Source organism: Klebsiella sp. X1-16S-Nf21 (assembly GCF_002837615.1).
GTDB classification, from domain to species: Bacteria; Pseudomonadota; Gammaproteobacteria; order Enterobacterales; family Enterobacteriaceae; genus Klebsiella; species Klebsiella variicola.
This window is the reverse complement of sequence record NZ_PJDK01000068.1, coordinates 15,332-29,643: the sequence shown is the minus strand read 5'-3', so window position 1 is coordinate 29,643 and position 14,312 is coordinate 15,332. Positions and strand designations below refer to the sequence as shown.

The 14,312-nt window shown below is 54.9% G+C and carries 15 protein-coding genes; 11 read left to right on the top strand and 4 right to left on the bottom strand.

The window, feature by feature from the left end:
* On the bottom strand, positions 1-346 hold a 346-nt coding region (locus CW267_RS23700; RefSeq protein ID WP_165787464.1), incomplete at its 3' end, for an NAD(P)-binding domain-containing protein.
* 112 nt (positions 347-458) lie between these two features.
* Entirely contained in the window at positions 459-1,343 is an 885-nt protein-coding gene (locus tag CW267_RS23695; protein WP_012541733.1) for a LysR family transcriptional regulator, read from the bottom strand.
* A gap of 111 nt (positions 1,344-1,454) precedes the next feature.
* Between CW267_RS23695 and CW267_RS23690 the strand changes: the two genes are divergently transcribed.
* Complete coding sequence (locus CW267_RS23690) at positions 1,455-2,198, top strand: sulfite exporter TauE/SafE family protein (RefSeq protein ID WP_100781052.1); 744 nt, start codon at positions 1,455-1,457, stop codon at positions 2,196-2,198.
* 5 nt (positions 2,199-2,203) lie between these two features.
* Here the strand turns inward: CW267_RS23690 and CW267_RS23685 are convergent, their stop codons facing one another.
* On the bottom strand, positions 2,204-2,902 hold the full coding sequence (locus CW267_RS23685) for a GntR family transcriptional regulator (RefSeq protein WP_032738855.1): 699 nt from the start codon (positions 2,900-2,902) through the stop codon (positions 2,204-2,206).
* 255 nt (positions 2,903-3,157) lie between these two features.
* Here CW267_RS23685 and CW267_RS23680 point away from each other — a divergent pair, with 255 nt between their 5' ends.
* The 7 genes from CW267_RS23680 to CW267_RS23655 all read left to right on the top strand — a co-directional run bounded on the left by CW267_RS23680 (position 3,158) and on the right by CW267_RS23655 (position 10,602).
* Entirely contained in the window at positions 3,158-4,696 is a 1,539-nt protein-coding gene (locus CW267_RS23680; protein ID WP_008804901.1) for a PTS transporter subunit EIIC, read from the top strand.
* A gap of 11 nt (positions 4,697-4,707) precedes the next feature.
* Positions 4,708-6,036 carry a 6-phospho-alpha-glucosidase gene (locus CW267_RS23675; protein ID WP_008804902.1) on the top strand — a complete coding sequence of 443 codons (1,329 nt, stop codon included), beginning with the start codon at positions 4,708-4,710 and terminating at the stop codon, positions 6,034-6,036.
* A gap of 732 nt (positions 6,037-6,768) precedes the next feature.
* Positions 6,769-8,214: a sugar porter family MFS transporter gene (locus tag CW267_RS23670; protein ID WP_022066173.1), complete on the top strand. Its 1,446-nt coding sequence runs from the start codon at positions 6,769-6,771 to the stop codon at positions 8,212-8,214.
* Positions 8,204-8,647, top strand: a complete 444-nt coding sequence (locus tag CW267_RS23665) for a PTS sugar transporter subunit IIA (RefSeq protein ID WP_008804904.1) — start codon at positions 8,204-8,206, stop codon at positions 8,645-8,647. The genes CW267_RS23670 and CW267_RS23665 overlap by 11 nt, the downstream gene beginning before the upstream one ends.
* Before the next feature lie 432 nt (positions 8,648-9,079).
* Positions 9,080-9,319, top strand: a complete 240-nt coding sequence (locus CW267_RS23660) for a hypothetical protein (protein WP_012541738.1) — start codon at positions 9,080-9,082, stop codon at positions 9,317-9,319.
* 24 nt (positions 9,320-9,343) lie between these two features.
* Positions 9,344-9,484, top strand: coding sequence for a hypothetical protein (locus CW267_RS30865; protein ID WP_012541739.1), 141 nt, complete (start codon positions 9,344-9,346; stop codon positions 9,482-9,484).
* A 191-nt stretch (positions 9,485-9,675) separates the two neighbouring features.
* Complete coding sequence (locus CW267_RS23655; protein ID WP_022066172.1) at positions 9,676-10,602, top strand: alpha/beta hydrolase; 927 nt, start codon at positions 9,676-9,678, stop codon at positions 10,600-10,602.
* Positions 10,603-10,635: 33 nt separating this feature from the next.
* On the opposite strand, the gene CW267_RS23650 is transcribed toward CW267_RS23655, so the two are convergent.
* Positions 10,636-12,291, bottom strand: a complete 1,656-nt coding sequence (locus tag CW267_RS23650) for a putative bifunctional diguanylate cyclase/phosphodiesterase (protein WP_047666564.1) — start codon at positions 12,289-12,291, stop codon at positions 10,636-10,638.
* Between the two features lie 296 nt (positions 12,292-12,587).
* Between CW267_RS23650 and CW267_RS23645 the strand changes: the two genes are divergently transcribed.
* From CW267_RS23645 to map, 3 genes are all read left to right on the top strand, one after another.
* On the top strand, positions 12,588-12,836 hold the full coding sequence (locus CW267_RS23645) for a hypothetical protein (RefSeq protein WP_008804908.1): 249 nt from the start codon (positions 12,588-12,590) through the stop codon (positions 12,834-12,836).
* 310 nt (positions 12,837-13,146) lie between these two features.
* Entirely contained in the window at positions 13,147-13,365 is a 219-nt protein-coding gene (locus CW267_RS23640) for a ParD-like family protein (protein ID WP_002904808.1), read from the top strand.
* Positions 13,346-14,128, top strand: a complete 783-nt coding sequence (gene map, locus CW267_RS23635; RefSeq protein ID WP_008804909.1) for a type I methionyl aminopeptidase — start codon at positions 13,346-13,348, stop codon at positions 14,126-14,128. The genes CW267_RS23640 and map overlap by 20 nt, the downstream gene beginning before the upstream one ends.
* Positions 14,129-14,312: the final 184 nt, after the last annotated feature.

Below are 14,312 nucleotides of genomic sequence, written 5' to 3'. Positions count from 1 at the left end.
TCGCCGGCTGAAGCGCCCGTAGCAAGGCGATAGCCTCCTGCGTCTCCGGCAGGCCAATGGTGCCCATCTGACAATAGATCGCCTGCGGCTGACAGGCAGGCGCTATTTGCGCCAGTACCTCGAGGGTAGCCTGACCGTCGGCGAGCATACTGATGATCACCTCGGCATCAGCGACCGCCTGCTGCGGCGTGGTATGCAGGGATAATCCCTGCGCCTGTAAATCTTCGCCGCGTGCTGGCGAACGGTTCCAGCCTGCGACGGTAAAGCCTTTCTTCAGCAGATTGCTGGCAAAAGCATGTCCCATGGCGCCGAGTCCCAGCACCGCGACCTTTGGTAATGTACTCATCTTGTCTGTCCTGATTCGCGTGTTAATAAATGTCGGACGTCTACTATCGCATCTCTGACACGGATGTCAGTAGCAATAACCGCCATAAAAAGTGACACCGTCACTCATGGTCTCACGGCTGTCGGAGCCACGCCAGCAAACGGCGCATCGCTGGCGTCAGCCGGGCATCATCCTGATAACACAGACACAGGCGGCGCTGTGCCCAGCGATCCTGCAGCGCGATGACGGCAAACCGGTAGCGCTGCTGGTAGCGTTCGGCAATGACGCGGGGCAGGATCGCCCCGCCGGCGCCGTGAGCCACCATCTCGCAAAGCCCTTCAAAATGGCTCATCCGGACCCGGACGTTTAGCGCCTGGCCGAGCCCGGCGGCATGTTGTTCAATATGCTGCTGCAGTGCGCTGGTCTGGTAGAGGGCGACCAGCGGCTCGTTGATGACCGCCGCAAACGCCACTTCATTCGCGCCGGCCAGAGGGTGAGTCGGCGGCACAATCAGCACCAGGGGATCATCGGCGACAGGATCCAGATGCAGCGGCCCGGGGTCGACCGCATCGGACACCACTCCAGCCTGCGCCACACCCGCCAGAATGCTGCTGACGATATCCGCGCTGGTGCGCTCTTCGGTGTCGATCTGCACCGCCGGATGCGCTGCCATCCAGGCGGCGAGCTTGCCCGGCAGAAAAGCCGACATCGCCGAGGTGTTGGCGAACAGCCGCAGCGTCCCCTGCTGACCGCGGGCGAAGGCGCTCATCGCCTGGCGCAGACGCTGCTGCTGCGCAAGAAGCGGGCGTGCATGGCGCGCCAGTACCTCCCCGGCCTCAGTCAGCGTCACGCCGCGAGCATGACGCTGCAACAGGGGAACACCGACCTCTGCCTCCAGCTTGCGCACTCTTTCGCTGGCGGAGGCCAGGGCGAGATGGGCCATGGCGGCCCCACCGGTAATACTGCCGCTATCCACGATGGCGATAAACAGTCGCAGATCGGCCAGATCCATCCGCATCACACCCTCCCCACCCTTCGGTTTTCCCGTAGTCTTAGGGCAACATACCGCATTGTGGCTTTAGCGACCAGTGGTTTCAATGTCCCTTTCTACCCTGAAAAGTGAGCCATGATGTTCGATCTCTACATCTTTTATTTACTGCTGATCTTTATCGCCGCCGGACTGGTCAAAGGGGTGACCGGCATGGGATTACCCACCGTGGCGATGGGCCTGCTTGGTCTGCTGATGCCGCCGCAGGCCGCAGCGGCGCTGCTGGTACTTCCCTCGCTGTTAACCAATCTCTGGCAGTTGCTGGCTGGCCCCGCGCTGGCGCAGATTGTGCGCCGCCTCTGGCTTATGATGACCGGGATTATTATGGGAACGCTGGCGGGGTCGTCACTGCTGATCAGCCTCAATCCTCGGTGCTCAGCGCTGGCGCTTGGCACCGTGTTGATAGCCTATGCCGGGTATGCGCTCTGTGGCCCGGCGTTGCAGGTTTCCGCCCGCGTGGAGAAGTGGCTGTCGCCGCTCATGGGCGGTCTGACCGGCGTTATCACCGGGGCGACCGGGGTATTTGTTATTCCGGCCGTTCCCTGGCTGCAGACGCTGGGCTTTCGTCGAGACGAACTGGTGCAGGCTCTGGGGTTGTCGTTTACCCTCTCCACCCTGGCGATGGCGGCCGGCCTCTCCCTGCACGATGGCTGGCATGCTGATTCGCTGCTGCTGTCGGGGCTGGCGCTGTTGCCCGCGCTACTCGGCATGTGGCTGGGACAGTGGATCCGCTCGCGTCTCAGCCCGCGACGCTTTCGTCAGGGCTTTCTGCTGTTCCTGCTGGCGCTGGGAATGGAGCTGATCGCCAGGGGATGGCTGACCTGAATCCGCTAGCGGCGAGTAATGTGCTTCACGTTGTACTTACTGGTGTTCTGGTAGATCTCTGAGAAATCGACGATCGCCCGGTTTTGCGCATAACTCACCGATTGCACCCGCAGCAGGAGGCTGTTTGGCGCTACCTGCAGCAGCTCGGCCTGCTCGCGGGTCGCCAGCACCGGCGTATAGCTGCGGTGGCTCTCGATGATGGTGATATGACACTCTTTTTTGAAATAGTTGAATTTAGACTGCTCGAGGTTACCCACGCTGAGCCAGGGAAAGGTGGCGAATGGAATATAGCTGTTTTCCACGAGGATCGGGACCTCATCAATCAGCCGCAGCCGCCTGACGTAGTAAACTTTTTCCCCCGGCTGGATCTTTAACTGCTGGGCGATGGCCGGAGGAGCATCAAGCAGCGTGAATTCAATGACTTTGTTACGGTAGTTGGTGACGCCTACCACCTGCATCTGGTAGTTAAAGCCCTCCAGTTCTCCCCCGTGATAGTTACTTTTACGCACAATGCAGGTTCCACTGCCGTGCCGCCGCGCGATCAGCTTTTCCTCCTCCAGTAGCGCCAGCGCTTTGCGCAGCGTCATCACCGAGACCTGCAGCTCCGCAGCGAGCGCTTTTTCGCTGGGCAGCATATCGCCGACGGCATAGTCGTCGCTGTTGATGCGGGTCCTCAGTTCAATGGCAATCTTTTTATAAATCACTTTTAGATGTCTCGCTAAGGTGGCGCTCGTCAAACAAATAAGCGAATAACTTAATGTAAATAAAAGATTATTTTTACATTGCAGCGAAAATTTCAACACTAACTCATCTATAAATCTCGCCATATTTATATATCTGTCCGACAACAATATATATGACTTTCATCACAGATGGCCCTTTTCCTGCTCGGGATCCCGGTGGTCTGCTCCTAGTCTGATAAGCCTATTCATCAGGTCTGCGAAGACGAGAGGACAACCATGATTGGCGTGAAAAAGCTTCAGGACTTTTCCAAAGCAATGATCGGGCCGGTGCTATATCTGCCGGCTATCGGCCTGTTGATCGCCCTGTTCAGCATGACCACCAACCGGCTGTGGGTGGATGAAAGCAGCGCGCTCTACCTGTTGGGGAAATTCGTCTCCAGCATGCTCTGGGCGCTGATGAACCATCTCGGGTTTCTGTTCTGCCTTGGGCTGGCCAGCGGCCTGGCGAAAACCCGCAAAGCCGAAGCGGCCTTCGTGGCGGCGATGACCTGGCTGGTGTATCTGGCGGCGAACAATAGCTGGCTGACCCTGACCCATCGCCTGGCGTCCGGTGCCACCAACGCGCAACTGTACGGCAGTGGACAAACCTTTATCTTTGGCTTTCAGGTCATTGATATGGGCGTGTTCCTTGGGATTATCCTTGGCTGCGCCGTCGCCTTTGTCCACAACCGCGTGGTCGGCATTGAGTTTCGCGGCGCGCTGTCGATCTACGGCAACAGTAAGCTGGTGCTGATCGTGATGCTGCCGCTGGTTGGCCTGTTTGCTATCGCCACCGTCTATCTCTGGCCGGTGGTTGAGCTGGGCATTTCGGCGCTGACCGGCTTTATGAAATCCTTTGGCGCCATCGGGGTCTTCCTGTACGGTTTTCTCAACCGGTTCCTGATCCCCACCGGGCTGCATCATCTGATCTGGTCGCCGTTTGTCTTTACCTCGATCGGCGGACAGCTGCTGATTGATGGTCAAACGGTTATTGGCGCCAAGCCCATTTTCCTTGCCGAAATCGCCCGTCATCCCATCGGGGCGCTGAGTGATTCCGCCCGGTTTTTAACCTACGGGATGGTGAAGATCTTCGGCACCGCCGGCATGGCGCTCGCCTTCTACCGTACGGCGAAACCGGAGAATAAGCAGCGGCTTAAAGTCACGCTGATCCCCTTAATTGTGACCTCCGTTCTGGTGGGGATCACCGAACCTTTTGAGTTTCTCTTTATCTTCACCGCCCCGCTGCTGTGGCTTATCTACTCCCTGCTGGACGGTTTTTTCCAGATGCTGGCCTGGCTGCTTCACGTGCGGGTCTGCGCCACCAACGGTCTTATCGATTTTGTCGTCTATAACCTCCCTGCCGGCGCCAGCGTGACGCGCTGGCCGGTATTTGTCGCCCTCGGCCTGCTGGAGACCGCCACCATGTACCTGGTCGGCACCTTCTGTATTACCCGTCTGCGGATGCTCACCCCGGGCCGTGAAGCGGCTGCCGATGCGGAGCCTTCCGAGCAGACGGGCCAGGCAAGCGAGATTGCCGATAAAGGTACGCTGGTGATTGCGGGACTGGGCGGAAAAGAGAATGTCTGCGTAGTGGAAAACTGTTTTACCCGTCTGCGGGTCGATGTGCGCGACCCCGCCCTCATCCAGCAGTCGCTGTTGAAAGAGAGCGGCGGGAGCAGCGTGCTGATTAAAGGCAACCATGTCCAGGTGATCTATGGCCTGGGGGTTAACAAAATTCGAACGGCGGTCAACGCCAGTCTGGGTGTTACTGAATAACGAGGTGGTAAATGAAAGATAATTTTGTGGTCACGATTGCCGGCGGCGGCAGTACTTATACCCCTGGGATTGTGATGATGTTGCTGGAAAATATGTCGCGCTTTCCCCTGCGGGAGATCCGTCTGTACGACAACCATCACCAGCGTCAGAAAACGATCGGCGACGCCTGCGCTATTCTGGTGGCAGAACGCTTCCCGCAGGTGAAGTTCAGCTATACCACCGATCCGCAGGCGGCCTTCACTGACGTCGATTTTGTGATGGCGCATATTCGCGTCGGTCTGTATGAAATGCGGGAAAAGGATGAAAAGATCCCGTTAAAATATGGCGTGCCGGGACAGGAGACCTGCGGTCCGGGTGGGATTGCCTACGGCATGCGCTCCATTGCCGGGGTGCTGGAGCTGGTCGATTATATGCAGCAATACGCTCCGAACGCCTGGATGCTCAACTATTCCAATCCGGCGGCCATCGTCGCGGAAGCCACCCGTCGCCTGCGACCCGACGCGCGCATCATCAACATCTGCGATATGCCGGTGGCTATCGAGGGGCTGTTTGCCGACATCCTCGGCCTGCCGTCGCGCAAGGCGCTGAACGTCCGCTACTATGGCCTGAACCATTTCGGCTGGTGGACCCGTATCACCGATAAAGCCGGTAACGATCTGATGCCGGCGCTGAAGCGTCACGTGGCGGAACAGGGATACAGCAGTCCAAAAGAAGATTTTCAGCATAAAGCGCCAAGCTGGATCGAAACCTTTAAAAAGGTGAAGGATGTGTTTGCCCTCGATCCGTCGACACTGCCTAACACCTATCTGAAATACTACCTCTATCCTGACTATGAGGTGGCGCACGCCGATCCAGACTTTACGCGGGCGAACGAGGTGATGGCCGGACGTGAAAAAGAGGTCTTCGATATGGCCCGGGAGATTACCCGTCGGGGCACGGCGGAAGGTGCGCATTTTCATGCCGGGGCCCATGCCACCTTTATCGTCGACCTCGCCTGCGCCATCGCTTTTAACACCCAGGAGCGGATGCTGTTGATCGTTGAGAACAACGGGGCGATCGCCAACTTTGATGAGACGGCGATGGTGGAAGTCCCCTGCCTGGTGGGCGTCAATGGCCCGGAGCCGCTGGCGATGGGGAAAATCCCGTCGTTCCAGAAAGGGTTGATGGAGCAGCAGGTGGCGGTCGAAAAGCTGGTGGTTGACGCCTGGGTTGAGGGTAGTTACCAGAAACTGTGGCAGGCCATCACGCTATCGAAAACGGTGCCCAGCGCCGCGGTGGCGAAAGCCATCCTCGATGAACTGATCGTCGCCAACGAAGGCTACTGGCCCGCACTGCACTGATCTTTTTCGTGATGGGTAAAATGCAGAGGATCCCCCTTCTCTGCATTTTTACCCAGCGTTCCCGCCGGCCACACATTCATCCTATAACCTCCCCCACGGGCTTTCTTCCCCTCCAGACCGATGCCAGAAGGCCGCCCATCCTCGTTTTACCCTGATTACAGCAATGAAATATAAATTCTATTCTTAGATATTATGGCGTAAAAATGTGATCTGCGTTGTATTCTTTGATTTACATTAACCCACTGAAAACAACATCATTATTACCATGATGTAAATTTAACCTGGTTTTCATGGGGATATGCACCTTGTATCCTTTGTGATTGGCTTCATGCATTTACCATTCTGCAACACCAATTTGAAATTAAATTTTCATAATGTGATCTTGTAGCATGCTCATTCCATTTCTTTGTGCCATATTCTTATCACGATAAATCGCCGCAACGACAGCAACGTGTCACAACAGGGCGCTGTCCACCGGCAGACGTCGGCGCTGCCGACGCACTGAAGACCGCTAACCCGAAAAGGAGAACGGATATCGACTACATCCATGTCAACACCAAGCCGTAAACCTCTTTGACCGCCATTGCTGAGCGTACCCTGCCATGTGCTGAGCAATTACACAAAGAAGAAAAATCATTTAGTTCAGTTAGATACGACAACACAGGCGTAATAAATCCTGACTGGGGAGATGTATTTTTATCTTGTGTCGTTCAATAAAATAAAGGGACTACCATGTCATTTATAACAAACCTGAACCAGCAACAGAGAAAACGACTTCATCAGATCACCTTAGTGGCCACCTTCGGCGGCCTGCTTTTCGGTTACGACACCGGCGTTATCAACGGCGCCTTTTCCTCACTGAAGCAGTATATGGCGCTGACCCCGACTACCGAAGGGCTGGTGATGAGCGTCCTGCTGATCGGCGCCGCGCTGGGCAGCGTGTTTGGCGGCAAGTTTGCCGACTTCTTCGGCCGGCGAAAATATTTACTCTTCCTCTCCTTTATTTTTCTTATCGGCGCCCTGCTTTCCGCCGCAGCCCCCGATATCACTACCCTGCTGATTGCTCGTGCCCTGCTGGGCTACGCCGTCGGCGGCGCGTCGGTCACTGCCCCCACTTTTATTTCGGAAGTGGCGCCTACCGAGATGCGCGGTAAGCTGACCGGCCTGAATGAAGTCGCCATTGTCATTGGCCAGCTGGCGGCGTTTGCCATCAACGCGATCATTGGCATCATCTGGGGCCATCTGCCGGACGTCTGGCGCTATATGCTGCTGGTACAGGCCATTCCCGCTGTCTGCCTGTTTGTTGGCATGTGGCGCGCGCCGGAAAGCCCGCGCTGGCTGATCAGCAAAAATCGCCACGAGGAAGCGCTGCATATTCTCAAACAGATCCGCCCGGCGGAACGCGCGCAGAAGGAGTATGACGACATCTCCACCCTGATCAAAATTGAAGCCGGCAATAAGTACAGCGCTCAGGGCACCTTCACGACTATCCTCAAAACGCCATGGATCCTCAAAATTTTGCTGGTCGGTATTACCTGGGCCGCGTTGCAGCAAACTACTGGGGTTAACGTCATTATGTACTACGGCACGGAAATTCTGAGTGCCGCCGGCTTCTCAGAACGTACCTCGCTGATCTGTAACGTGCTGAACGGTGTCTTCTCCGTCGGCGGTATGCTGATTGGCGTGCTGTTCCTTGTCGACCGTTTCAAACGTAAGACGATCATTATCTACGGCTTTGCCATTATGGCCACGCTGCACCTGATTATCGCCGCTGTCGATTACACCCTGGTGGGCGATCTGAAAGCCACCGCCATCTGGCTGCTGGGCGCGCTGTTCGTCGGTGTGATGCAGGGTTCCATGGGCTTTATTACGTGGGTGGTATTAGCTGAGCTGTTCCCGTTGAAATTCCGCGGGCTGTCGATGGGGATCTCGGTATTTTTCATGTGGATCATGAACGCGGTGGTCAGCTACCTGTTCCCGCTGCTGCAGGCGAAACTGGGCCTTGGGCCGGTCTTCTTCATCTTCGCAGCCATCAACTACTTAGCGATTCTGTTCGTGGTCTTCGCCCTACCGGAGACCTCCAATAAATCGCTCGAGCAGTTAGAAGAAGAGCTGTCAGCGAATCATGAGGGTAAAAAATCTACGCGTCTCACCAGGGAGGTTGGCTATGATCGATAACATCACGCTGGATAATCTGCATATCGGCTGCAAGGCCAGTAATAAAGCGGAAGTGATCGCTATGATTGGCGCGGAGTGTAAAGCCAAAGGATATGTGAATCAGGAGTGCGTTCACTTTCTGCTGGAGCGTGAACATCAGGTTTCCACTTTTTTGGGGAATGGCATCACCTTGCCACATTTGCCGAAATCCGCGACGGATATCATTCTCAAAACCGGCATTGAGATCTTTCAGTTCCCTGATGGCGTTATCTGGGATCGCAGCAACGTGATGTTTATTGCCATCGGCGTCATCGCGAAAGAAAAAGAGCATATTGATGTGCTCAAAGAAATTGCCTCGATATTTAGCGATGAACTGATCGCTAACGCGCTGTCATTAATTTCAGACAAAAATGACTTCCTGAAAATTCTGCAACATAATGCCTTGCCTCATTAGGTATGACGCCAGCCGGAGCCTTGGCTCCGGCTGTTTCAGACCACTCCCGCAAGCGGCCAGCGGTGAATAGTGAATAGGTTTTAATTTAGCTGGTGATAGAGCCACATAAAATAATAACAATGGAAATTACCGTCATATTGTTAAATGGGCCATGGAGAATATTTCACTGCCACAATAAATTTTAAAAAACACCTATAAAAACAAGTGATTTCGTTTTTTTTACCCACCATTCTCTACGCCTTTCCATTGCCATGCTGCGATCGCTGCATGCCAGTGATTACTGCGCTATTCCATAAATTTTGATTTATATCAATACCTCGTCGGGCATTAAACTGCATTTTACAGCGCGATTATTTTGGCAAGGTGTATACGACATTGGTTTTACGACTTGGATATTTCTTTAGCCGTCCCTCAAGCCTGTGGGGATGGTTGATGTGTAACGCGCTTAACGGCATCGCGATTGTGCTTTGCTTTCGCGCGATAAGCATCGTGACGGGCTTTAGCGAAGTGGTCTGGCAGGTCATCATCACGCTGGCTATTATTATATCAACCTGGTACAGCGCTAATTATTTCGCTGCGCTGGAAGCTCGACGCGATAAACGACGCTTTATGCTGCTGGCCTGGGTGGTCATCACCATTCTGTTAAATTTCATTCACCTTGGCGGTGGTTAACGCTGTTAATGCAAGGATCATCTCATGACGCTGGCGATGCTGTGGGTGCTTATCAGTCATCATAAAGGGCTGACGCTGTTACTGATCGTGGTTATTGCGCTGGTGCTTATTGCGCTCATCCCGCTGGTAAAAAGGCTGTTGCGTAGCATCAACGGCGATCCCTGACCGTGTCCTGATGGCCGCCGACAGGCGGCCATGTATCCTGCGTTTTCGCTTCGCCCCCCCCCACCAGCCCCGTCCGGTATCCCACGCAGATCCAAAGCGCACAAAAGAAATGAGAACCATTATCAAACAAGCTGTGTTACCGTGTCAGCCCAACAAAATGACAGCTCAAAGAATACAGGGGGTTAGACAAGGTGAAGCGGAATTCAAGGAGCATCCGGGCGCGCGGGCTGCTGACGCTGGCGGTTGGCGTGCTCTTCTACAGTAGCGGTAGCACCGCCCGACCGGATCTTCAGCCGCTGGGGCCAAACATCGCCGATAAAGGGTCAGCGTACTATCATTTTACGCAACGTCAGTATGACTCCGCCGATGGCGAACGCCACTACCGGGTGTGGACTGCCGTGCCGGACAAAGCCCCGCCCGCCGCCGGCTATCCTGTGCTGTATATGCTGGATGGTAACGCGGTGATGGATAAGCTTAACGACGCCCTTCTGCAGCAGCTCTCCGCCGGCTCCCCGCCGGTGATCGTCGCTATCGGTTACCAGACAACGCTGCCCTTCGATACCGCCGCCCGGGCCTGGGATTACACTCCTCCGCTAAAGGCCTTCAAACCGCAAGTCGGGAAACCCGCGCTGCCGCCGCGAAAAACCGGAGGTAATGACCTGTTTCGTCAGTTGCTGACCGAAACAATGGTGCCGCAAACGGAAGCTCACCTGAAAATAGATCCCCACCAGCGCGCGATCTGGGGCCACTCCTACGGCGGGCTGTTTGTGCTCGACGCGTGGCGGAAGACCTCGCTGTTTCATCTCTATTATTCGGCCAGCCCGTCACTGGGCCAGGCGCAGGAATCTCCTCTGAAGGGCAGCGAAGCCTTAAGCGCCACCGCCTTCTCCGGGAAATCGCTGTATCTGCTGGAAGGTGATGGCAAAGCTGCCCGGGAACCCACCGGCCACGTGGCTTCCCTGAGTCTGTTGCGACACACTCAGCAGCAGCTGGCCGACAAAGGCCTGACGGTGGCTTTCTGGCGCTACCCTGGTATGACGCACGGTCAGATGTTTGACGTCTCGCTGCAGTCGGCTCTGCTGCATCTTTCCGGGCAGGCTCCGCTGGCGCATCAGTAATGACGCAGCGCCCACCCGCAGCCGGTGGGCGTATCAGGACGACGGAGGCAGGTGTTTAATATCCACCGGCTCGCCGAACAGAAAGCCTTGCATCTCGTCACACCCTTCCTCTTCGAGGATCTGCAGTTGCCCGGCGGTTTCCACACCCTCGGCGATAAGCGGCGTATTAATTGAATTTCCCAGCGAAATGATGGCCCGCACGAATGAGCGGACCTGGGGATTACTCTCCACATCAAGCATAAAACTTCGGTCGAGTTTAATCACGTCGAAATGGAAATCGCGCAGCATGCTCAGGGAGGAGTAGCCGGTACCGAAGTCATCGAGTGCGATGCTGATCCCCATTTTTTGCAGATGATGCAGGACGCTAAAGGCCAGCTGCTTATTGATGATGAACGCCGTCTCCGTCACTTCAAACTCAAGCAGGCTGACCGGATAGGCGGTACGCATCAGGATCTCGCGGACTTTTTCGATAAAGCTGCGGTGACGCAACTGCACCGGCGAGATATTGACCGAAACTTTTCTGTTGAGACCCTTTTCCAGCGATTCGTTACACACCTGCTCGAGCACCCAGTAACCTAAGGGCACGATGGCGCCGCTCTCTTCGGCGATGGGAATAAACACGTCAGGCGGGATCGGCCCCAGCTGCGGATGCTGCCAGCGCAGCAGCGCCTCGTAACCGGTGATCCGGCGATCTTTGATGTTGCGGATAGCCTGATAGTGGAGCGAAAATTCTCCAGCGTGAATACCGCGCCGGATGTCGGCGGCCATCATATTGCGCTGCCGCGTCTTGTCATCCATTTCACGTTCGTACCAGCAAATCTTGTGGTCGAGACTGCTCTTTGCCCGATACATGGCCAGATCGGAATTGCTCAGTACCGTGTTAATATCCGTACCGTCCTCCGGGTAGACCGAGATGCCAATGCTGGCGGAGAGAACCACTTCCGTCGCGGCAAACGTCTGCTTACCGCTGAAGCAGTGCCAGAGGCGCGCAGCAAAGGCATCCACTTCACCCTCATCGGCAAAAGGTTTAACGGCCACAAACTCATCGCCGCCAAAGCGCGCGACCATCTCCTCCTTCTGCAGCGTTTTCAGCACGGCGCCTGCCACACGCTGCAGCAGCTGGTCACCAATCAGATGGCCCTGCAGGTCATTAATCTCTTTAAACTTGTCTAAATCGATGGTGAAAATGGCAAAGCGGCGGGCATCATTACCGGTGATCAGCTTTTCCACCCGCTCAAAGAACTCCACCCGGTTAGGTAAACCAGTCAGCGCATCGTAGCGCGCCATCCATGCGATGCGGTCATTAATCGCTTTTTGTTCACTGATATCGCGGGTGATTTTGGCAAAACCCAGCAAGGTGTTCTGCTCATCGCGGATGGTATCGATCATGACATGCGCCCAGAATCGGGAGCCGTCTTTGCGGTAACGCCAGCCTTCCCCTTCGAACTGCCCGCTACGCAGGGCGATTTCCAGGTTTTTCGCCGGTACACCGGAGAGTTGCTCAGCTTCGCTATAGAAGAGACCGAAGTAGCAACCGATGATCTCGTCGCTCAGGTACCCTTTTGCCCGGCGGGCACCTTCGTTCCAGCTGATGACCATACCGTCAGTGCTCAGCATGTATATGGCATAATCTTTAACACTTTCAATAAAGTGACGATAGGCGATATCCGTCAGGTGATCGTTACTCATGGTACAGCGCTCTCTGTGGCTCGGTCGTGGCAAAACGCACTAGATATAGCAGAACAACGCCCATGATGAATACAAGGTTAAGACGTTTTGTTGCCGCCTTTCTGGCCCTGGCAACCGCAGATAGCGCGCCAGACAGCTCTGTTAAGCGTAGTGGAATCCACTGCGCCGGGTAATGACAATCTGACGATTTTTGCACTTAGGTCGCCCACTAATAGTTACTTTTATTGATTAAAAAGTTTGATTGAAAGAATAAATAAAAGGAGTAATGTTAATAATACTTTCTATGGAGGTTAAATATGTTGCGTGATTATTTAAAAGTGGAAAAAGAAGACCAGCTTGTTGAACAACAGAGCCGTCATGACAATAGCCAGCATTATTCTGCGGTGACTGAATGGGTTATTTTGAGTAAAGATGGTCAGCGTAAAGGTCGGGTATCCCTGTTCGACCGTTTCACCACCCGCCGCTCCTGGAGCGACAGCTTTCGCATTACGCAGTTCGATAATGCGGGTAAAGTGGTGGTGGATAAACTCACTGACGCGCTGTAACTCCCCCGGATTCCCGGCCTGACGGGAGAATATTCATACGCAAAATTAACACCTGCATTAAATATATTGATGCGTCGCGCTTCGCCGCCGTCATGTTATTTTCATTCTGCATACCGATAATCTAATGGGAATTTTCGCCATGGTGAATGGCGCGAATGATTAACCCGAAAAAAATGCTGAAAATAAGCCCGCTGGTCGGGCTTTTTTGCGTGGGCCTCTCGCCTCCCCCCCGGTCACGACACAAAATGCCCATGACATCCCGTGCCGGTCTGTATACGATACATATACGAATCATATATGGACTGTCTCTATGGGAATCGTCAAAATCTCCGATCTATTGCACGATGATATTCGTGATGCCAGCAAAGCTATGTCCCGCTCCGTCAATGCCCAGGCGGAATACTGGATCCGTCTGGGCATGATGAGCGAGCTCTACCCCGAGCTTAACCACCAGCAGATCAAACTGCTGATGCTGAAATCCGGCTCTGACCGTCTGCTGGAGGTAATCAATGCCATCAATAATCATTAAAACCGCCGATGAACTCGCACGTCAGCGCCATGCCGGCCAGCTGCTGGCGTCGGTGTTTGATATGCTGGATACCTTTATCGTTCCCGGCGTAACGACGATGGCGATTAACGATCGAGTGGAAGATTTTATCGTCAACCAGCTGCATGCCCGCCCGGCCAGCAAGGGGCAATACGATTTTCCCTATGTGTTGAACACCTCCATTAACGATGTGGTGTGCCACGGGATCCCCAAAGCGACCGAACATCTGCGCGCCGGGATGATTGTTAACGTCGATATCACCCTGGAGAAAGCGGGCATGATTGCCGACTCCAGCAAGATGTACCTGATAGGCGACGTCTCCCCGCTGGCCCGCCGGCTGGTAAAGACCACCTATGAAGCGATGTGGAAAGGCATTGAGGTGGTGAAACCTGGCGCGACGCTGGGCGATATTGGCCACGCTATTCAGCGCTGGGTCGAGGACCATGGCTACAGCGTGGTCAGAGAATATTGCGGTCACGGCGTCGGCCAGGAAATGCATGAGGAACCGCAGGTGCTGCATTACGGCCGCCCCGGGGAAGGCGCCGTGTTGCGCGAAGGAATGGTGTTCACCATTGAGCCGATGGTGAACCAGGGCGACAGCCGCATCAAAACCAAAAAAGATGGCTGGACTGTCGTCACCCGCGATAAAAAACTCTCCGCGCAATGGGAGCACACCGTGGCCGTCACCGCCAACGGATTTGAGGTGCTGACGCTACGCGACGACGAGCAGTCGCGGATCCGCTAAGTTTTCTTCTCCCGGTATACCGGCATAGCCGACATTTCTCGCTGGCGAGTACCTCCCTTCGTCAGCGCACTTTATCCCCAGGCCTCTATTGCCCCCCGCGTTCTCCACACCGCGCCGGGAGTGTCTGCTTTACTCCTCATAAAGTTAATCATAAAACGATAAAAATTTATTGTAAAACGATAAA

Bases quoted from the DNA above. Each gene is read 5' to 3' on its own strand.
- CW267_RS23695 (WP_012541733.1), bottom strand. From the start codon at position 1,343: ATGCGGATGGATCTGGCCGATCTGCGACTGTTTATCGCCATCGTGGAT.
- CW267_RS23690 (WP_100781052.1), top strand. From the start codon at position 1,455: ATGTTCGATCTCTACATCTTTTATTTACTGCTGATCTTTATCGCCGCC.
- CW267_RS23680 (WP_008804901.1), top strand. From the start codon at position 3,158: ATGATTGGCGTGAAAAAGCTTCAGGACTTTTCCAAAGCAATGATCGGG.
- CW267_RS23675 (WP_008804902.1), top strand. From the start codon at position 4,708: ATGAAAGATAATTTTGTGGTCACGATTGCCGGCGGCGGCAGTACTTAT.
- CW267_RS23670 (WP_022066173.1), top strand. From the start codon at position 6,769: ATGTCATTTATAACAAACCTGAACCAGCAACAGAGAAAACGACTTCAT.
- CW267_RS23665 (WP_008804904.1), top strand. From the start codon at position 8,204: ATGATCGATAACATCACGCTGGATAATCTGCATATCGGCTGCAAGGCC.
- CW267_RS23660 (WP_012541738.1), top strand. From the start codon at position 9,080: ATGTGTAACGCGCTTAACGGCATCGCGATTGTGCTTTGCTTTCGCGCG.
- CW267_RS30865 (WP_012541739.1), top strand. From the start codon at position 9,344: ATGACGCTGGCGATGCTGTGGGTGCTTATCAGTCATCATAAAGGGCTG.
- CW267_RS23650 (WP_047666564.1), bottom strand. From the start codon at position 12,291: ATGAGTAACGATCACCTGACGGATATCGCCTATCGTCACTTTATTGAA.
- CW267_RS23645 (WP_008804908.1), top strand. From the start codon at position 12,588: ATGTTGCGTGATTATTTAAAAGTGGAAAAAGAAGACCAGCTTGTTGAA.
- CW267_RS23640 (WP_002904808.1), top strand. From the start codon at position 13,147: ATGGGAATCGTCAAAATCTCCGATCTATTGCACGATGATATTCGTGAT.
- map (WP_008804909.1), top strand. From the start codon at position 13,346: ATGCCATCAATAATCATTAAAACCGCCGATGAACTCGCACGTCAGCGC.